This window comes from Pseudoxanthomonas wuyuanensis (assembly GCF_900215535.1).
Taxonomy (GTDB): Bacteria; Pseudomonadota; Gammaproteobacteria; order Xanthomonadales; family Xanthomonadaceae; genus Pseudoxanthomonas_A; species Pseudoxanthomonas_A wuyuanensis.
Genome location: NZ_OCND01000003.1, coordinates 358,014 through 376,274, shown reverse-complemented (window position 1 = coordinate 376,274; position 18,261 = coordinate 358,014). Strand labels below are relative to the sequence as shown.

Genomic DNA, 18,261 nt, shown 5'->3' with positions numbered 1-18,261 from the left:
TCGGAAGCCTTTGGCGCCGTTGCAACGTCGCGCCGCGCATCGTGGGGAGCATTACATATGGACATCGGCTATTTCCTGAAGCTGATGACCGAGAAAAACGCCTCGGACATGTTCCTGACCACCGGGGCGCCGGTCTACATCAAGATTGAAGGCAAGTTGTATCCGCTGGGCAATACAGGCCTGCCGCCAGGCATGGTCAAGAAGATCGCCTATTCGCTGATGGACGAAGGCCAGGTGCCGCAGTTCGAGCGCGACCTGGAGCTCAACATGGCCATCGCCCTGCAGGACGCCGGGCGCTTCCGCGTCAACGTGTTCAAGCAGCGCGGCGAAGTGGGCATGGTCATCCGCGCCATCCGCAGCGTGATTCCCTCGATCGAGGAACTCAACCTGCCGCAGGTGCTGAAGGACATCATCATGACCCCGCGCGGGCTGGTGCTGATTGTCGGCTCCACCGGTTCGGGCAAGTCGACCTCGCTGGCGTCGATGATCGATCATCGCAACAGCACCAGCACCGGCCACATCCTCACCATCGAGGATCCGATCGAGTACCTGCACAAGCACAAGCAGTCCATCGTCAACCAGCGCGAAGTCGGCCTGGACACCCACGCCTTCCACAACGCGCTGAAGAACGCCATGCGCGAGGCGCCGGATGTCATCCTGATCGGCGAAATCCTCGACGCCACCACGATGGAGGCGGCCATCGCCTTTGCCGAGACCGGCCACCTGTGCCTGGCCACGCTGCACTCCAACAACGCCGATCAGACCATCGAGCGCATCCTCAACTTCTTCCCCGAATCGGCGCACAAGAACGTGCTGATGAACCTGGCGCTGAACCTGCGCGCGGTGGTGTCCCAGCGCCTGGTCAAGGGCGTGGACGGGCGCCGGCTCCCGGCCGCCGAGGTGCTGATCAACACGCCGATGATCCGCGACCTGCTGCGCCGCGGCCAGGTCCACGAGATCAAGGCGGCAATGGAGGAATCGCTGGAAGAAGGCATGGAATCGTTCGACCAGTGCCTGTTCCGGATGGTCAAGGAAGGCCAGATCGAGCAGGAAGAAGCGCTGCGCGCAGCCGACTCCCGCGATGGCCTGGCGCTGAAATTCCGCCTGTCCGAGGGCAGCAAGGGCGAGCACGACCCCTATGCCGATTACGACAACGGCGGCGCCTCGCCCAGCATCACCCACGGATTCGGCTGATCGGAGCCTGCTCCGCGGCGGCTCAGTGCTGCGCGTCCGGCTGGTTTTCCGGGCGCGCCTGATCGAAAGCCGGCAATGCCAGGCAGGCCTGCTCGATGCGCACGAGGGTGGGGAAGTCCGTCATGTCCACGCCGAAGCGGCGGGCATTGAACACCTGCGGCACCAGGCAGCAGTCGGCCAGGCCGGGGGTCTGGCCATGGCAGTACTGGCCGGTGGCCGAATCCTGGCTCAGCAGCGACTCCAGCGCGCCGAACCCTTCGACGATCCAGCGCTTGATCCAGTCGTCGCGCTCGCTCTGCGGAACATGCCAGGTGTTCTCGAAATACTGCAGCACCCGCAGGTTGTTGAGCGGGTGGATGTCGCTGGCGACGATCTGGGCCAGGCTGCGGACGCGTGCGCGGTCGCGCGCGGTCATCGGCAACAGCCGCGGCGACGGCCAGGCTTCGTCCAGGTATTCCAGGATCGCCAGCGACTGGCGGATGATCCGCACGCCGTGCTGCAGGGTCGGCACCATGTGCTGGGGATTCTTGACCACGTAGTCCGGCAGATGCTGCTGGCCGCCATCGCGGATCAGGTGCACCGGCACGGTCTCGTAGCGCAGGCCTTTCAGGTTCAGGCCGATGCGCACGCGATAGGCCGCGCTGGAGCGCCAGTACGAATACAACCGTAGTTGTTCACCCATGCACCCCGCCCCCGACGGTTTGCGACACCTGTTGCGGCACACCCATGATGCGGTCTATCCAGTGCCCGCAGACGCATGGCGCGGCCGCGGACGGTTTATGGCACCGGTTGCTGTTCGATGCGCTGCTCGATGGCACCAAAAATCGAACCCCCGTCACAATCTAGCATTTCAATCCGGACCACGTCGCCGAATTTCATGAATGGGGTGCTGGGCTTGCCGTCGCGCAGGGTCTCGACCGTACGCAACTCAGCGAAACAGGACGCTCCTTTCGAGGTGTCCTCGTTGGCGATGGTGCCCGAGCCGACCACGGTGCCGGCCGACAGCGGCCGGGTTCTGGCCGCATGCGCCACCAGCTGGGAAAAGTCGAACTGCATGTCCACGCCGGCCTCCGGCGCGCCGAACCACTGCCCGTTGATGTGGGTCAGCAACGGCAGATGCACCTTGTGGCCGCGCCAGGCCGGGCCCAGTTCGTCGGGGGTCACGAACACCGGCGACAGCGCCGAACGCGGCTTGGACTGCAGAAAGCCGAAGCCCTTGGCCAGTTCGGCTGGAATCAGATTGCGCAGCGAAACGTCGTTGACCAGGCCGATCAGCTGGATGTGGCCGGCTGCCTGCCCGGCGCTGACCGCCATCGGCACATCGTCGGTGACGACGACGATTTCCGCCTCCAGGTCGATGCCGTAGTCCTCGCTGACGACCTTGACCGCATCGCGCGGGCCGTAGAAGCCGGCGCTGGTGGCCTGGTACATCAGCGGGTCGGTGTAGAAGCTCTCCGGCACTTCGGCGCCGCGCGCGCGGCGCACGCGCTCGACATGCGGCAGGTAGGCGCTGCCGTCGACGAATTCGTAGGCGCGCGGCAGCGGCGCGGCCAGTGCGTTGAAATCGACCTCGAAGACGCCATCGGCGTCGCCGTCATTCAAGGATTCGGACAGCGCGTTGAGCCGGGGCGCGATATTGGACCAGTCCTCCAGCGCCTGCTGCAGCGTCGCGGCCACACCGGTGGCGCGCACGGCGCGCTTCAGATCCCGCGACACCACGATCAGCGTGCCGTCGCGGCCGCCTTCCTTCAACGAACCCAGTTTCATTCCGACTCCCGATACCGTCGCCCCGGCGACATGGTTTCAATTGTAACCAAACTCCTGCCCGCTCCGAATGGAGAATTGCCCGGGAGGGCTGGCTTTTCAATGCGTTCGCCGCAGGTGGGCACCCTGCCCGATTCCTGCCTTGCCGGAAAGCGGCCTGAGCCTATTCGTCTCCCTGGAAGCTGCCGGCGCGGTAGGTCAGCACCAACGTATCGCGATGGCCGGCTTCGGCCAAGGGCTGGATTGGGGTGGATTCGTGGATGACCCGCTCATCGTCCAGCAGCATCAGCGACCACGGGGCTTCCAGCGTGAACCGCTGGCCGTCCGGGCCGGATGCCGCGAACACCCGCGTTTCCCCGCCCTTGATGCCGACCCGGTCGACCAGCATTACCGCCACCATGTCGACCCCGTCGCGATGCGCGCCTTCCGGGGTCGGCCGGCCGATGCCGTCGCTGGTGTCGATGCGGAACTGATGCGCCTCGACATACCAGCGCTGGGCGCCCTTCAAACCGGAGCAGCAGCGGCCCAGCGTGGCCAGCAGGCCGGTCCATGCCGGTTGCGCCACCACCTCCGGCTGCATCGGTTCGAACCAGCGCTGCATGCCGCCATGCAGGGCGTTGTAGTCCAGCGACTGCCAGTGCGCGCGATGCGCGGCCTGGGTGACTTCATCGTCGTCGACGATGAAACAGGAATGGCGGCGGCGACGGTAGCGCCCGCCGTCCTTCAGGTAGCGATCCGGTTGCAGATGCTCCCAGCTGGGTTTGAGCGCATCCAGCGCGGCCAGGGGAAAACCGCACAGCGCCGCCACGCTGCCGGGCTCCAGTACCGCGTAACCGCGCTCGCGCAAACGCGGCAGCAGTTCGCCGACGGGCGAGAATGGCGGGAGGAATGTAGCGACCATGAACGCTTCCCGGGAAAGCAAAAACCCGCACAGGGCGGGCTCTTGCTGGTACACCGCGCCGTTGCCGGCGCTGTGCATCCCTTTTTGAATTGGCTGCCCCGGATGGATTCGAACCACCGAATGCCTGAGTCAGAGTCAGGTGCCTTACCGCTTGGCGACGGGGCAGTATTTCTATTAACGCTTCGAGAACTGCGTGGCGCGGCGCGCCTTGTGCAGGCCGACCTTCTTGCGCTCGACTTCGCGGGCATCGCGGGTCATGAAACCGGCCTTGCGCAGTTCGGTCTTCAGGCTCTCATCATACTCCACCAGCGCGCGGGCGATGCCCAGACGGATGGCGCCGGCCTGGCCGGTGGTGCCGCCGCCGGCGGCGGTGACGAAGATGTCGAAGCTTTCGGTGTTCTGGGTCAGTTCCAACGGCTGGCGCACGATCATGCGCGCGGTCTCGCGGCCGAAGAACTCGTCCAGCGGACGATCGTTGACCGTGATGTTGCCGGTGCCCTTGCGCAGGAACACGCGGGCGGTGGAGGACTTGCGACGGCCAGTGCCGTAATTCTGCGCCGAGCTGTTATTGAGTGTGTTGGCCATGATTCAGATATCCAGGACTTGCGGCTGCTGGGCGGCGTGCGGATGATTGGGGCCTGCGTAGACCTTGAGCTTGCGGTACATGTCGCGGCCCAGCGGGCCCTTGGGCAACATGCCTTTGACCGCGATCTCGATCACGCGCTCGGGGTGGCGCTCCAGCGCCTGAGCCAGCGTTTCGGTCTTCAGGTTACCGATGTAGCCGGTGAAGCGGTGATACTTCTTGTCGGCCAGCTTGTTGCCGGTCACATGGATCTTCTCGGCGTTGATGACCACCAGGTAATCGCCGGTATCGACGTGCGGGGTGTACACGGGCTTGTGCTTACCGCGCAGGCGGCGGGCCAGTTCGGTGGAAAGGCGGCCCAGGGTCTTGCCGGCGGCGTCGACGAGGTACCAGTCGCGTTGGACGGTCTCGGACTTGGCGGTGAAGGTAGTCATATAAAGCTCTTTGGTTTGGTCGGGCTGATTCCGGCAGAAATGTCTGGCGGAACTTTGCCTCGCGTTGTGAATTGCGGAACGACAGAAGCGGAATTGTACGGCCTCGCCAAGGCCGTTGCAAGCCGCCCACCCCGGCTTCGGCAGGTGCCGGCTTGGCAGCGGCGGCGTCCAGGGGGAAAATTCGCCCGTTAACCGCCCTGCCCCGTCCGCTACCCTGCCGCTGCCGCCATGACTGCTGCCCGTCTGTACACGCCGCTCGATCAGTTCCTGACCGAGACCCAGCGCGCGCTGGAAACCGTGCTGGGCAATCCGCCTGCGCGCCGCCCCAACCCGGCCGCGCAGACCCCGGAGGTCGAGTTGACCGAACCCGAGCGCCGCCACGCAGCCGGGCTGATGCGGATCAACCATGTCGGCGAGATTTGCGCCCAGGGCCTGTATTTCGGCCAGGCCGCGGTGGCGCGCGACGCCCAGACCCGCGGGCACCTGCTGGACGCGGCCCAGGAAGAGACCGACCACCTGGCCTGGTGCGCCGACCGCCTGCGCGAACTGGACAGCCGGCCCAGCCTGTTCAACCCGCTGTGGTACGCCGGCAGCTATGCGCTGGGCGCGCTGGCCGGCCTGCGCGGCGACGGCTGGAGCCTGGGCTTTGTGGTGGAAACCGAGCACCAGGTCGAGGCCCACCTGGACGAGCACCTGCAGACCCTGCCGGAGGCGGACCTGCGCAGCCGCGACATCCTGACCGTCATGAAGGCCGACGAGGCCCGCCATGCCGCCCACGCCGAACAGGCCGGGGCGCGGGTGCTGCCACCGCCGATTCCGGCGCTGATGGCCGGCGCGTCGAACCTGATGAAGGCGATCGCCTACCGGCTGTGAGTTCCGGCTCGGCTGAGCCCTGAATGCTGAAATCCGCCTGTAGCTGTATCTGTGGGAGCGACGTGAGTCGCGACGGGCTTTCACGGGAAAACCCATCGCGACTCACGTCGCTCCCACAGGTATGGAACGCGCGAGGTCTCCAGGTCCTCGCAATCAGGCCGGCGAGGCCAGCTTCAGCCCGACCACGCCGGCCACGATCATGGCGATGCACAGCAGCCGCGCGGGCGAGGCGCTTTCGGCAAACAGCGCGATGCCCAGCGCCGCCACCCCGACCGCGCCGATGCCGGTCCAGATGGCATAGGCGGTGCCGACCGGGATCGCCTTCAGCGCCTGGGTCAGCAGCCACAGGCTGATCGCCGCGGAAAGCGCGGTGCCCACGCTGGGCCAGAGCCGGGTGAAGCCATCAGTGTATTTGAGGCCGATGGCGAATCCGATTTCGAACAGACCGGCCAGCAGCAGGTAGATCCAGGCCATGAGGCTTTCTCCTTTCAATCAACGAACCAACGAAAAGCGGCCCGGAGCCTTCGCTCCGGACCGCCGTCGGTCTACGTCTGCGGATGTTCTCCGCATGCGGGCCGTCCCGCAGTTGTCAGCCGTGCCGGCAGTCTAGCCCGGCGCCGGTCAAGCAGAGGTAACCGCCCGTAACCGGCTTATTCGACCAGGTTGCGGCCGTGGAACAGTTCCTCGATCTCGCGCTTGAGCAGCGCTTCGATCTTCATCCGCTCCTTGAACGACAGGTTCTTGGCCTTTTCCTCGAACAGGTACTGATCCAGGTCGAAGTCCTTCAGGTGCATCTTGGTGTGGAAGATGTTTTCCTGGTAGACGTTGACGTCGAACATCTCGTAACGGGCCTTGATGTTCTTGGCCAGGAAGTTCTGGATCGAATTGATCTTGTGATCGATGTAGTGCTTCTTGCCCTTCACGTCGCGGGTGAAGCCGCGCACCCGGTAATCCATGATGACGATGTCCGACTCCAGGCTCTCGATCAGGTAATTGAGCGCCTTCAGCGGCGAAATCACCCCGCAGGTGGCCACGTCGATATCCGCGCGGAAAGTGGCGATACCGTGCTGCGGATGGGTTTCCGGATAGGTATGGACGGTGATGTGGCTCTTGTCCATGTGTGCCACCACGGCGTCGGAAATGATTTCCTTGCCCGCCTGCTTCTTGTCGATCACCGGCTCTTCCGAGATCAGGATCGTCACCGACGCGCCCTGCGGATCGTAGTCCTGGCGGGCGATGTTGAGGATGTTGGCGCCGATGATCTCCGCCACATCCGTCAGGATCTGGGTCAGGCGGTCGGCGTTGTATTCCTCGTCGATATACGCGATGTAGCGCTGGCGCTCCTCTTCGGAAACCGCATAGCAGACGTCGTATATATTGAAGCTCAGCGCCTTGGTGAGGTTGTTGAAGCCTTGCAGCCTCAGGCGAGGCAGTGGTTTGACCACGGCGGTAGTCCCTCTTGGGGAAAGCGGAAGAAGGGCGGAATTATGCGGCATGCGGCGTGACAACGAAATGTCCGCCCCAGGCCAGCCCGGGCGGGCGTCGGCGGCCCGACGCCGCTCTGGCGCGGCGCTTGCATGGCCGCGGTTTGCTGTCAGGCACGTATTCAGACTAAGCTTCTGGAATTCACCGTTCCGATGACCATGAACCTAGGCAACCATCACTCTATGCCTGTGCGTACCGCCGCCAGCCCGTTGACTCCGGATGCCGCCACTATCGAGCGCTTCCTGGCCCACAGCCACCGCCGCCGCTACCCGGCCCGCGCCGATGTGTTCAGGCCCGGAGATCCGGCCGGAACCCTGTATTACGTGGTCAGCGGCTCGGTCAGCATCATCACCGAGGAAGACGACGACCGCGAACTGGTCCTGGGCTACTTCGGCGCCGGCGAGTTCGTCGGCGAAATGGGCCTGTTCATCGAATCGGACCGGCGCGAGGTCATCCTGCGCACCCGCACCCAGTGCGAACTGGCCGAAGTCAGCTATGAACGCCTGCACCAGCTGTTTCTGGGCTCGCTGGCTGCCGATGCTCCCAAACTGCTTTATTCCATCGGCGCGCAACTCTCGCGGCGGCTACTGGACACCAGCCGCAAGGCCAGCCGGTTGGCCTTCCTGGACGTGACCGACCGCATCATCCGCACCCTGCACGACCTGGCCCGCGAGCCGGAGGCGATGAGCCATCCGCAGGGCACCCAGTTGCGGGTGTCCCGGCAGGAGCTGGCGCGGCTGGTCGGCTGCTCGCGCGAAATGGCCGGCCGTGTGCTCAAGAAGCTGCAGGCCGACGGTTCGCTGCACGCCCGCGGCAAGACCGTCGTGCTGTACGGCACCCGCTGACCCGTCCGGAGCAACGCCGCTATCGACCCGCGGCGCGCGGTTGCGCTACAAGCAACTTACCTCTCTTCGGAACTGACGGATGGAATTCGGCAGCGAGTTCTACTGGTTCATCCTGATTGGCCTGGGCGCGCAGCTGGTGGACGGCGCGCTGGGCATGGCGTTCGGGCTGGTGTCGTCCTCGATTCTGCTCAGCATGGGCCTGCCGCCAGCGGCGGTCAGCGCCAGCGTGCATACCGCTGAAGTGTTCACCACCGGCGTTTCCGGCGCCTCGCACGCCTACTTCCGCAATATAGACAAGCGGCTGTTCTGGCAGCTGACGGTTTCCGGAGCCATCGGCGGCGTTATCGGCGCCTACGTGCTGACCCGGTTGCCGGGCGAATCGATCCGTCCCTTCATCTACCTCTACCTGCTGGTGCTGGCGGTGCTGATCCTGCTGCGCGCGGCCGGCAAGCTGATACCCAAGCGGGAAATCCGCCGCGTGCCGATGCTGGGGTTCTTCGCCGGGCTGCTGGATGCCAGCGGCGGCGGCGGCTGGGGACCGCTGGCCACGTCCACGCTGCTGGCCAGCGGCGGCCAGGCCCGCACCACCATCGGCACCGTCAATCCCGCCGAATTCGTGGTGACGCTGGCGGTGTCGATAACCTTTTTCCTGTCGATCGGCCTGCAGCACCTGGAGATCGTGCTGGGGCTGCTGATCGGCGGCGTCCTTGCGGCACCGCTGGCCGCGTGGCTGGTCAGGCATGTGGCCGAACGCGTCGTACTGGTCGTGGTGGGGCTGCTGGTGCTGGGCATCAGCCTGTTCCAGATCGCCCGCGCCTGGCTGTTCTGACGACGGCCGGCAACGGTCCTGCGACATAGGGTGGGGCCTCGGTCTGAGGTATCCCCACAAATTCTTCTTCGCCCATTCCAGGGGAGCTTGGCTTCGGCGAGAGTCGCTGGCCGGCGACTTTGGGACAGAAGCATCGCTTCGCGCGCCGCCGAACGCCCGCCCTCTGCGATGGCGGGCCGGGCCCGCGCAGCGGGCATTTACGGCGTGTCCTGCACTGCCCTGGCCACCGGGTTCCACACGACGTTCCCCGTACCTGAAAGAAGAACCCTCTTCGGCGTCTTTCAACAGCTCAATGGCTGGTCAAGGGGGGACGACTGGCTTCGGAAAAAGTGGGGATACTTCAGGCCTCGGCCCACCATTGTCATGCTCGGGTTGACGATAGCGCATGACGAAACCAATTCGCTGGATGCGGCAAACTTCAAGCATGTGGCGGTTTGGGTCGCGGCCTTCCACCGCAATCTTCCGCTGATTGCTGCCTTGCCGGCAGAACGATTTCTCACCGGCCATCACAATTGCCGGCATGGCGATGGAGGGCCGGGGCTCGCCCTACGCGGTGGGCGTCCCGCCGCGGTCCCGGCAGCCCCAATTGAGGATCTGCGTCCCCGGCGGCAACGCGCGGCGGAACATGTCGATGCGGCCCGGCTTCGGATTGACCACCACCGGCACGCGCGCAGCTTTCAGCAGCGGCAGGTCGGCACTGCTGTCCGAGTAGGCCACCGCTATGTCGCCATAGCCGCGTTCGCGCAGCATCCGCATCTTTTCTTCGTTGTGGCAATGGCGGGTGGCGACGACCGCGCCGAAACGCGGGCCGACCGCGGTGCCGATGACCGGCACGTCCTGGTGGGCGACGAAGCTGAGAATCGCACGCGCCAGTTCCGGCGGCGCACCGGTGGCGACCACGACGCGGTCGCCGGCGGCGCGATGCTTGCGGAACGTTTCCAGCGCCACCGGCAGCAGCCGCTGCCGCACCTCTTCCTTGTGTGTGGCGACATAGCGATCGATCTGCGCATCGAAACCGCGCCGGCCATGCAGACCGAACGTGCCGATCCAGATGTAGCCGGAAATGCCGCGGCGGCGGGTCGGCAGGAACGCCACCATCGGCCCCAGCAGCACCGACGCCGCCAGTGCGGCGAGAATGCGCAACGGGTTGCGCCGGATCAGCCACTGCACCAGATGGCCGCCGGAATCGCCGTCGTACAGGGTGTGGTCGAAATCGAACACCACCAGCGGCGCATCAGGCCGCGGCTTGGGATAGACCGGGTCGCTCATGCGGCGAAGAATAGCTGACGCAGGGCCTCGCCCGGTTCTTCTGCACGCATGAAGGTTTCCCCGACCAGGAACGCGTTGACCCCGGCCGTGCGCATTCTTGCCACATCCTCCGGTACCAGGATGCCGCTCTCGGTGACCAGCAGCCGGTCCTTCGGCACCGCGTCCTTCATCGCCAGCGTGGTGTCCAGCGAGACCTCGAACGTGCGCAGGTTGCGGTTGTTGATGCCGATCAGCGGCACCGGCACCTGCAGCGCGCGCTCGAGTTCGTCGATGTCATGCACCTCCACCAACACGTCCATGTCCAGTTGCATGGCCAGGCTGGACAGCTCGACCAGTTGGCCGTCGTCCAGCGCCGCGACGATCAGCAGGATGCAGTCGGCGCCCAGCGCGCGAGCCTCGTAGACCTGATACGGATCGATGGTGAAATCCTTGCGCAGCACCGGCAGCGTGCAGGCCTCGCGCGCCTGTTGCAGGTAGGCATCGGCGCCCTGGAAGAAATCGACATCGGTCAGCACCGACAGGCAGGCCGCGCCGCCGAACTCGTAGCTGACCGCGATGTCGGCCGGATGGAATTCGGCGCGGATCACACCCTTGGACGGGCTGGCCTTCTTGACCTCGGCAATCACCGCCGGTTCGCCCTGGGCGATCGCGGCATTGAGCGAATCGGCGAACCCGCGGGTCGGCGGCGCGTCCACGGCCCTGGCGGCCAGTTCGGCCAGCGGCACCCTGGCGCTGCGCTCGGCGATCTCCACGGCCTTGCGGGCGAGGATGGTGTTGAGGATGTCGCTCATAGGATCCTTGTCGTCCGCCCGGGTCCGCGCGGCTCCCTATTCTCGCACGCTAGGGGCTGTTGCCGTTTCCCGAGCAGGTCGCGCCGGGCATCGCAGCAACGGAGCACGCTGTGCGCTACGGCGCCTGGCGGTCCCAGCCGTAGGCGCGTTCGACCTTGGCCACGCGCAGTTCGAAATGATCGTACCAGTCGCTCCGGCCCTGCTCGCGCGCGGCGGCGTGCTCGGCATGCCGGCGCCAGGCCGAAATCGCCTCCTCGCTTTCCCAGTACGCCACGGTGATGCCGAAACCGTCGGCACCTCGGGTGGATTCGACGCCAAGGTAGCCCGGCTGCCGCTGCGCCAGTTCGATCATGCGCGCAGCCGTGGCGTAATAGCCGGGCTCGTCGCGGCCGTTGCGCTGCGAGGAAAAGATCACGGCGTAATAAGGCGGCTTCGGCAGCGCCGCGAATCCGTCTGCGCTCATGCCGGAGCTCCTTTGCGTTCGCCAGCCAGCTCGCGGGTGACCGCGACGAACTGTTCCAGCCTGGCGGCGGCATAGCCGCTGGCGATGGCGTCGCGCGCGCGGTCGATGCCCTGTTCGAGGCTCTCCGCAACGCCGGCCACATACAGGGCGGCGCCAGCGTTCAATGCAACGATTTCGCGGGCCGGGCCAGGCCGGTTGTCCAGCACGCCCAGCAGCATGGCCCTGGATTCGGCGGCATCGCCAACGCGCAGATTGCGGCTGGCCGCCATGGCGATACCGAAATCCTCCGGGTGCACCTCGTACTCGCGCACCACGCCATCGCGCAGTTCGCCGACCAGCGTGCCCGCACCCAGCGACAGTTCGTCCATGCCATCGCGCCCCCACACCACCAGCGCGCGTTCGGCGCCCAGTTCCTGCAGCACGCGCGCCTGGATGCCGACCAGGTCCGGATGGAACACGCCCATCAAGATGTTCGGCGCGCCGGCCGGATTGGTCAGCGGGCCGAGGATGTTGAAGATCGTACGCACGCCCATTTCGCGGCGCACCGGAGCCACCGCCTTCATCGCCGGGTGATGCACCGGCGCGAACATGAAGCCGATGCCGCAGCGGGCGATGCTCTGCGCCACCTGCTCCGGCTGCAATTCGATGGACGCACCCAGCGCCTCCAGCACGTCGGCGCTGCCGGACTTGGACGACACGCTGCGGTTGCCGTGCTTGGCGACCCGGGCGCCGGCCGCGGCGGCGACGAACATCGAGCAGGTGGAGATGTTGAACGTATGCGAGCCATCGCCACCGGTACCGACGATGTCGACCAGATGGGTCTTGTCCGGTACCTCGACGGTGCGGGAGAACTCGCGCATCACCGTGGCCGCACCGGCGATTTCGCCGATGGTCTCCTTCTTGACCCGCAGGCCGGTCAGGATGGCGGCGGTCATCACCGGCGACACATCGCCGCGCATGATCTGGCGCATCAGCTCGACCATTTCGTCGTGGAAGATCTCGCGGTGCTCGATGGTGCGCTGCAGGGCTTCTTGCGGAGTAATGGGCATGGGAAAGGCCGGGAACGGGGAACGGGGAACGAGAAACGGGGAACGAGAAACGAGGAACGAGGAACGAGGAACGAGGAACGAGGAACGAGGAACGAGGAACGAGAGGCTGCCGGGGCTGGGAGGCCATGGTCAAGGGATCTGATCATTCCCTGTACCTGATTCTTCTCACCTCTCCAGGAAATTCTTCAGCAGCGCATGGCCGTGCTCGGTCAGGATGGATTCGGGGTGGAATTGCACGCCTTCCACCGGGAACTCGCGGTGACGCAGGCCCATGATTTCCTCGAAGGAACCATCCTCGTTCTCGGTCCATGCGGTGATCTCAAGCGCATCGGGCAGGCTGCCGCGCTCGACCACCAGCGAATGGTAGCGGGTGGCTTCGTACAGATCCGGAAGACCGGCGAAAACGCCCTGGCCCTCATGGCGGATGCGCGAGGTCTTGCCATGCATGATGCGGCCGGCGCGGACGACCTTGCCGCCATAGACCTGGCCGATGCTCTGGTGGCCCAGGCAGACGCCAAGGATGGGTGTGGTGCGGCCCAGCCGTTCGATCAGTGGCAGCGAAACCCCGGCCTCGTTCGGCGTGCAAGGCCCTGGCGAGATGACGATGCGCTGCGGGGCGAGTTTTTCGATCTCGTCCACGCTCAGCGCATCGTTGCGCACCACCTGCACCTCGGCCCCCAGCGACTGCAGGTACTGGACCAGGTTGTAGGTGAAGCTGTCGTAATTGTCGAGCATCAACAGCACGGGTTATTTCCCTTCCAACAGTGAGGAGTCAACCTTGAGCATTTTCCAGGGACGTGACCAGCGTCCGTAATCAGAATAGCCATAACTTTCTGAGGCGACGACGTTGCGCAGCCCGAACTTTCCCATATCAACGACACTGAACGTCCAATCACAACCGCACCCAACGTCTTGACCATAGATCGTTATGCGCTGATCGATGTCGAGAGCACGATAGAATTCCGCCTCGCGGCGCCTGATCTGCTTGAGCCAGGCACTTATCACTCGCTTGGACTGCCACCGCTCGAACCACTTCAGGGGTCTTCCGAGGGTGGTTTCCGCCGATGATATGTCGACATTGCTCAGAAGGTTCTTTTGCATCATTGAGCCGTGCCAGAGAACGAGCGCTCCAGGCTCGATTATCTTGCTTTTCCCCGCAACGAACACATAGTTGGCGCAAGAAGACAGACAAACATCTCCAGTGACACGAACGTCCAGTCCGTGCTTCAGGATCAGTCCACCTAGATCAAGACCTGCCTCCACATCTCCTCCGCCGGATTCGATCGCAAGTTCGCGGGCATCAATCGCTGCATCCAAAAGCCGCTTTACCTCCTCGACACCCGATTGGGTGATTTCGCCTCGATAGACAATCGTCCGCTGCTGGACGACGACCACTGGCTCATCAAGTTGCAGCAGAGAGGATATGGGATCGGCGCCGGCGTCCGTCATGATCGCCAACATGGCGATGCCGACAGCAGCAGGCCTTCGGTACATCACAACCCCCTCGCCGCTTCGGCCACCGCCCGGAACAGCGCCCTGCCCTTGTTCATCGTCTCGTCCCATTCCTTTTCCGGATCCGAGTCGTAGACGATGCCGGCGCCGGCCTGCACATGCAGGCGGCCATCCTTGATCACGGCGGTGCGGATGGCGATGGCGGTGTCGGCATCGCCGTGCCAGCCGATGTAGCCGATGCTGCCGGCGTAGACGTTGCGCTTGATCGGTTCCAGTTCGCGGATCACTTCCAGCGCGCGGATCTTCGGCGCGCCGCTGACGGTGCCGGCCGGGAAGGTGGCGCGCAGCACGTCGGCGTAGCTCAGCCCGGGCAACAGTTTGCCGGTGACTTCGCTGACGATATGCATGACGTGGCTGTAGCGTTCGATCACGAACTGCTCGCCCACCTCCACCGTGCCGGCCCTGGACACCCGGCCGGCATCGTTGCGGCCCAGGTCGATCAGCATCAGGTGCTCGGCGCGCTCCTTGGGGTCGGCCAGCAGTTCGGCTTCCAGCGCCAGATCCTCTTCGTGCGTCCTGCCGCGCGGGCGGGTGCCGGCGATCGGGCGCACGGTGACTTCGTCGCCGTCCAGCCGCACCAGGATCTCCGGCGACGAACCGACCACCTGGATGTCGCCGGCATCGAGGAAATACATGTACGGCGACGGATTGAGGGCGCGCAGCGCGCGGTAGACATCCACCGGGCGCGCGTTGAACGGCACGCTCAGACGCTGGCTCAGCACCACCTGGAAGATGTCGCCGGCGCGGATGTACTCCTTGGATCGCTCGACCGCGTCGATGAAGCCATCGCGGGTGAAGCCGGAGACGAAATGGCTTTCGTCCAGCACTTCCCGCGTTATCGGCGCCGGGTAACCCGCGCCCGGCTCGCGCAGCTTGCCGGTCAGCGCATCCAGCCGTGCCTGCGCCCGCGCCCAGGCGCCGTCTTCGCGCGGATCGGCATGCACGATCAGGTACAGCCGGCCCTTGAGGTTGTCGAACACCGCCAGTTCTTCCGACAGCATCAGCAGGATGTCCGGGGTATCCAGCTCGTCCGGTTTGCTGCCGCTGGCCAGGCGTGGCTCGATGTAGCCGATGCACTCGAAGCCGAACCAGCCGACCAGCCCGCCGGTGAACCCCGGCAGGCCTTCGAGCCTGGGCACCGAATACGCGGCACGCAGCGCCTCCACTTCGGCAAACGGATCGGCGACCTCACGGGTTTCGGTCAGCGCGCCGTCGTCGCGGACTTCCAGCCGGTGGCCGCGGAAGGTGATGACGCGCCGGGCCGGCAGGCCGATGATCGAATAGCGGCCGAAGCGTTCGCCGCCCTCCACCGACTCCAGCAGGTAGGTGTGCGGGGCGTCGGCAAGTTTCAGGTAGACCGACAGCGGGGTGTCCAGATCGGACAGCACCTCGCGGACGACCGGGACGCGGGTATAGCTGGGGGTATGGCCTTCAGCGGCGTACTGCTGGAATTGTTCGGGCGAAATCAAGACGGAGTTCCTTCCGGGACGCAGAGACATGGATACGGCGGGCGACGGCTACAGGCCACCATCGCCACCCACGGCGTGCGGAAGAAAGAGGGAGCTGGCGCGTCTGGATGAACACCCGGCTACTTTACCGCAAGATCCGCCGGATGGGCTTCCTGCATCGCCAGACCGGCGGCCCCTTGCCAAGTCAGGGCAGGTGGAAGGGCTCGGCGGGACAGCGGACGATCCGGCGGCAGCCGCATAGGTAACCGGCCGGGGATTCATGGAGCTGCCTGGCGGGAAGGCCGAATCTATCTGCCTCCCGGTGGGAGCGACGCGAGTCGCGACGCATGCGTTATTCGCCATGCCGAGCGCAATGGCATTCGCGTTTCCTGCTGGCGCCGGCGCGCTCCCGACGCATAGAGGCGCATCGCGACTCGCGTCGCTCCCGCAAGCCGTCCTTGTCATGACGCCGTCATGGTCCCGGCGTAGCGTGGAAGGCCATAGCAGGGACGACGGGCGGAGGCGGGATAAGCCTCCAATATTCTATGGGCTGTTGGCGGCTTGCCGGACTCGACGCAACCTGTTGGGGAAACATCAACAGCCCCTAGGGCGGTGGCGCAGGCTACCGCCCTTTTGCTATCTGGCCGCGGCCACCGCCTGGCGCATGCGGGCGATGACGTCGGCGTAGTCGGCGGCGTTGAAGATGGCCGAGCCCGCCACGAACGTGTCGGCGCCGGCGGCGGCGATTTCGCCGATGTTGTCGGCCTTCACGCCGCCGTCGATTTCCAGCCGAACGGCCTTTCCGGCGGCATCGATTTTCCTGCGCACCGCGCGCAGCTTGTCCAGCGCCGAGGGGATGAAGGCCTGGCCGCCGAAGCCGGGATTGACCGACATCAGAAGCACCAGGTCCAGGTCTTCCAGCACCCAGTCCAGCACGTCGACCGGGGTGGCCGGGTTGAGCACCAGGCCGGCTTGGCAGCCATGCGACTTGATCAGCTGGATGGTGCGGTGGACGTGGCTGCTGGCCTCGGGGTGGAAGCTGATGACGCTGGCGCCGGCCTCGGCGAAATCCGGGACGATGCGGTCCACCGGCTGCACCATCAGGTGCACGTCGATAGGCGCGGTGACGCCATGCCTGCGCAGCGCCTGGCAGACCATCGGCCCGATGGTCAGGTTGGGCACGTAATGGTTGTCCATCACGTCGAAATGCACCCAGTCGGCACCGGCCGCCAGCACGTTGTCCACTTCCTCGCCCAGCTTGGCGAAATTGGCCGACAGGATGGACGGGGCGATGATGCAATCGGACATGAAAGGATTCCTGGTGGGATTCAGCGCTTGCGCTGCGCCTTGATGCGGTCGTAGGCGGCGTTGATCTCGCCGGCCTTCTTTTCAGCCTGGCGGCGCAGATCGTCGGCCACGCCGGCCATCTTGTCGGGGTGGTACTGCGACATCAGCCGGCGATAGGCCTGATCGATTTCGGCGTCGCTGGCATCGCGGGTCAGGTTGAGCACCCGGTAGGGGTTGTCGCGGCTGAGTCTGAACCAGTCCTCATCGAAGGCGTGGCCGATGATCAGGCCGATCAGCCCGCCCAGCGGGTGCCGCATCAGCAGCCAGCCGGCGATGAATCCCAGCAGTTTTCCGTACCAGCGCTTCATCGGAGGGAGGGTTTCCGGGTCGAAACGGCCATTTTACGGCACATGCAAGGCTCCAGGGTCGTACACTACGCGGCCCGGCCGGTTCCGCGGGCCCGCGTGAGCAGGAGCGGAGCATACCGCCGGGGGGAACAACGAAGGGGCCATGGCCCCTGTATCGACCGACCTGGTTTCCGGACTCCCCAAGGAGTGTTTGTGCCCACGACGTTGCTTCAATCCGATCTGCCCGGCCTGCCGCTGCGCCACCGCGGCAAGGTCCGCGACGTGTTCGACCTGCCCCGCGACCGTCTGCCCGCCGATGTGCTGGCCGCCACCGCGTTCAACGGAGAATATCTGCTGATGGTCGCCACCGACCGCCTCAGCGCGTTCGACGTGGTGCTGCCGGATCCGATTCCCGGCAAGGGCGAAATGCTGTGCCAGATTTCCAACTTCTGGTTCGCCAAGACCGCGCACCTGATGCCCAACCACCTGACCGGCATCGATGTGGCCAGCGTGTTGCCGGCCGGCGTCGACGCGGCGCTGTACGCCAAGCGCGCCGTGGTGACCAAGAAGCTCAAGCCGGTGCCGGTGGAAGCCATCGCCCGCGGCTATCTGATCGGCAGCGGCTGGAAGGACTACCAGCGCACCGGCAAGGTCAGCGGCATCGAGCTGCCCGACGGCCTGCGCCAGGCCGAGCAACTGGCCGAACCGATCTTCACCCCGTCGACCAAGGCCGCCGTGGGCGATCATGACGAGAACATCGACTTCGACGCGATGGTCAAGACCGTCGGTGCCGAGCTGGCCGAACGCGTCCGCGACGCCACCCTGCGCATCTACCGCTACGCCGCCGAATACGCGGCCGAACGCGGCATCCTGCTGGCCGACACCAAGTTCGAGTTCGGTACCGACGAAGACGGCCGCCTGTACATCATGGACGAGATGCTGACCCCGGATTCGTCGCGCTACTGGCCGGCCGACGAGTACCAGGTGGGCACCAGCCCGCCCAGCTACGACAAGCAGTTCGTCCGCGACTACCTGGAAACGCTGGACTGGGGCAAGACCGCGCCGGGCCCCCGGCTGCCGGCCGAGGTGATAGAGCGCACCCGCGGCAAGTACGCCGAGGCGCTGCACAAGCTGGCCGGCATCGTGGTGGATTGAGTTCCCTGCGCGCGCGGCCTCGCAGGAGCGCT

21 protein-coding genes and 1 tRNA gene are annotated in these 18,261 nt (G+C 65.4%); 5 read left to right on the top strand and 17 right to left on the bottom strand.

The window, feature by feature from the left end:
- Positions 1-57: 57 nt before the first annotated feature.
- Complete coding sequence (locus tag CRO39_RS09250) at positions 58-1,194, top strand: PilT/PilU family type 4a pilus ATPase (protein WP_097121597.1); 1,137 nt, start codon at positions 58-60, stop codon at positions 1,192-1,194.
- A 22-nt stretch (positions 1,195-1,216) separates the two neighbouring features.
- Here CRO39_RS09250 and maiA read toward each other — a convergent pair whose 3' ends face one another.
- The 6 genes from maiA to rplM all read right to left on the bottom strand — a co-directional run bounded on the left by maiA (position 1,217) and on the right by rplM (position 4,876).
- Positions 1,217-1,876, bottom strand: a complete 660-nt coding sequence (gene maiA / locus CRO39_RS09245) for a maleylacetoacetate isomerase (protein WP_097121596.1) — start codon at positions 1,874-1,876, stop codon at positions 1,217-1,219.
- A gap of 95 nt (positions 1,877-1,971) precedes the next feature.
- Positions 1,972-2,961 carry a fumarylacetoacetate hydrolase family protein gene (locus CRO39_RS09240; protein ID WP_097121595.1) on the bottom strand — a complete coding sequence of 330 codons (990 nt, stop codon included), beginning with the start codon at positions 2,959-2,961 and terminating at the stop codon, positions 1,972-1,974.
- A 160-nt stretch (positions 2,962-3,121) separates the two neighbouring features.
- Entirely contained in the window at positions 3,122-3,859 is a 738-nt protein-coding gene (locus CRO39_RS09235) for a 2OG-Fe dioxygenase family protein (RefSeq protein ID WP_097121649.1), read from the bottom strand.
- 90 nt (positions 3,860-3,949) lie between these two features.
- Positions 3,950-4,024: transfer RNA gene (locus CRO39_RS09230), tRNA-Gln, on the bottom strand.
- Between the two features lie 9 nt (positions 4,025-4,033).
- On the bottom strand, positions 4,034-4,444 hold the full coding sequence (rpsI, locus tag CRO39_RS09225; RefSeq protein WP_097121594.1) for a 30S ribosomal protein S9: 411 nt from the start codon (positions 4,442-4,444) through the stop codon (positions 4,034-4,036).
- 3 nt (positions 4,445-4,447) lie between these two features.
- Positions 4,448-4,876 carry a 50S ribosomal protein L13 gene (rplM, locus tag CRO39_RS09220; protein WP_097121593.1) on the bottom strand — a complete coding sequence of 143 codons (429 nt, stop codon included), beginning with the start codon at positions 4,874-4,876 and terminating at the stop codon, positions 4,448-4,450.
- Positions 4,877-5,104: 228 nt separating this feature from the next.
- Here rplM and coq7 point away from each other — a divergent pair, with 228 nt between their 5' ends.
- Positions 5,105-5,749 (top strand): 2-polyprenyl-3-methyl-6-methoxy-1,4-benzoquinone monooxygenase, encoded by a 645-nt coding sequence (coq7, locus tag CRO39_RS09215; RefSeq protein ID WP_097121592.1) that lies wholly within the window; start codon positions 5,105-5,107, stop codon positions 5,747-5,749.
- 153 nt (positions 5,750-5,902) lie between these two features.
- Here the strand turns inward: coq7 and sugE are convergent, their stop codons facing one another.
- Positions 5,903-6,223 carry a quaternary ammonium compound efflux SMR transporter SugE gene (gene sugE / locus CRO39_RS09210; protein ID WP_097121591.1) on the bottom strand — a complete coding sequence of 107 codons (321 nt, stop codon included), beginning with the start codon at positions 6,221-6,223 and terminating at the stop codon, positions 5,903-5,905.
- Positions 6,224-6,399: 176 nt separating this feature from the next.
- Positions 6,400-7,194 carry an adenosylmethionine decarboxylase gene (gene speD, locus CRO39_RS09205; RefSeq protein ID WP_097121590.1) on the bottom strand — a complete coding sequence of 265 codons (795 nt, stop codon included), beginning with the start codon at positions 7,192-7,194 and terminating at the stop codon, positions 6,400-6,402.
- A 198-nt stretch (positions 7,195-7,392) separates the two neighbouring features.
- On the opposite strand from speD, the gene crp reads away from it, so the two are divergent.
- Both crp and CRO39_RS09195 read left to right on the top strand, forming a co-directional pair.
- Positions 7,393-8,079: a cAMP-activated global transcriptional regulator CRP gene (gene crp, locus CRO39_RS09200; protein WP_097121648.1), complete on the top strand. Its 687-nt coding sequence runs from the start codon at positions 7,393-7,395 to the stop codon at positions 8,077-8,079.
- 79 nt (positions 8,080-8,158) lie between these two features.
- Complete coding sequence (locus CRO39_RS09195) at positions 8,159-8,908, top strand: sulfite exporter TauE/SafE family protein (RefSeq protein ID WP_097121589.1); 750 nt, start codon at positions 8,159-8,161, stop codon at positions 8,906-8,908.
- Between the two features lie 546 nt (positions 8,909-9,454).
- Here CRO39_RS09195 and CRO39_RS09190 read toward each other — a convergent pair.
- The 9 genes from CRO39_RS09190 to CRO39_RS09150 all read right to left on the bottom strand — a co-directional run bounded on the left by CRO39_RS09190 (position 9,455) and on the right by CRO39_RS09150 (position 17,095).
- Entirely contained in the window at positions 9,455-10,177 is a 723-nt protein-coding gene (locus CRO39_RS09190; protein WP_097121588.1) for a haloacid dehalogenase-like hydrolase, read from the bottom strand.
- On the bottom strand, positions 10,174-10,968 hold the full coding sequence (trpC, locus tag CRO39_RS09185; RefSeq protein WP_097121587.1) for an indole-3-glycerol phosphate synthase TrpC: 795 nt from the start codon (positions 10,966-10,968) through the stop codon (positions 10,174-10,176). Before trpC ends, CRO39_RS09190 begins: the two co-directional genes overlap by 4 nt.
- Before the next feature lie 115 nt (positions 10,969-11,083).
- The gene (locus tag CRO39_RS09180) at positions 11,084-11,431 is read right to left on the bottom strand and encodes an antibiotic biosynthesis monooxygenase family protein (RefSeq protein WP_097121586.1); all 348 of its coding nucleotides are present in this window, start codon (positions 11,429-11,431) and stop codon (positions 11,084-11,086) included.
- Positions 11,428-12,480, bottom strand: coding sequence for an anthranilate phosphoribosyltransferase (trpD, locus tag CRO39_RS09175; protein WP_097121585.1), 1,053 nt, complete (start codon positions 12,478-12,480; stop codon positions 11,428-11,430). Before trpD ends, CRO39_RS09180 begins: the two co-directional genes overlap by 4 nt.
- A 165-nt stretch (positions 12,481-12,645) precedes the next feature.
- A complete protein-coding gene (locus CRO39_RS09170) occupies positions 12,646-13,224 on the bottom strand; it encodes an anthranilate synthase component II (protein WP_097121584.1) in 579 nt (192 codons plus the stop codon).
- 3 nt (positions 13,225-13,227) lie between these two features.
- Complete coding sequence (locus CRO39_RS09165; RefSeq protein ID WP_097121583.1) at positions 13,228-13,941, bottom strand: hypothetical protein; 714 nt, start codon at positions 13,939-13,941, stop codon at positions 13,228-13,230.
- A gap of 32 nt (positions 13,942-13,973) precedes the next feature.
- Entirely contained in the window at positions 13,974-15,461 is a 1,488-nt protein-coding gene (trpE, locus tag CRO39_RS09160; RefSeq protein ID WP_097121582.1) for an anthranilate synthase component I, read from the bottom strand.
- A gap of 615 nt (positions 15,462-16,076) precedes the next feature.
- On the bottom strand, positions 16,077-16,748 hold the full coding sequence (gene rpe, locus CRO39_RS09155; protein WP_097121581.1) for a ribulose-phosphate 3-epimerase: 672 nt from the start codon (positions 16,746-16,748) through the stop codon (positions 16,077-16,079).
- A gap of 20 nt (positions 16,749-16,768) precedes the next feature.
- Positions 16,769-17,095, bottom strand: coding sequence for a J domain-containing protein (locus tag CRO39_RS09150; RefSeq protein ID WP_097121580.1), 327 nt, complete (start codon positions 17,093-17,095; stop codon positions 16,769-16,771).
- Between the two features lie 192 nt (positions 17,096-17,287).
- Between CRO39_RS09150 and CRO39_RS09145 the strand changes: the two genes are divergently transcribed.
- Entirely contained in the window at positions 17,288-18,229 is a 942-nt protein-coding gene (locus tag CRO39_RS09145; RefSeq protein ID WP_162125911.1) for a phosphoribosylaminoimidazolesuccinocarboxamide synthase, read from the top strand.
- Positions 18,230-18,261: the final 32 nt, after the last annotated feature.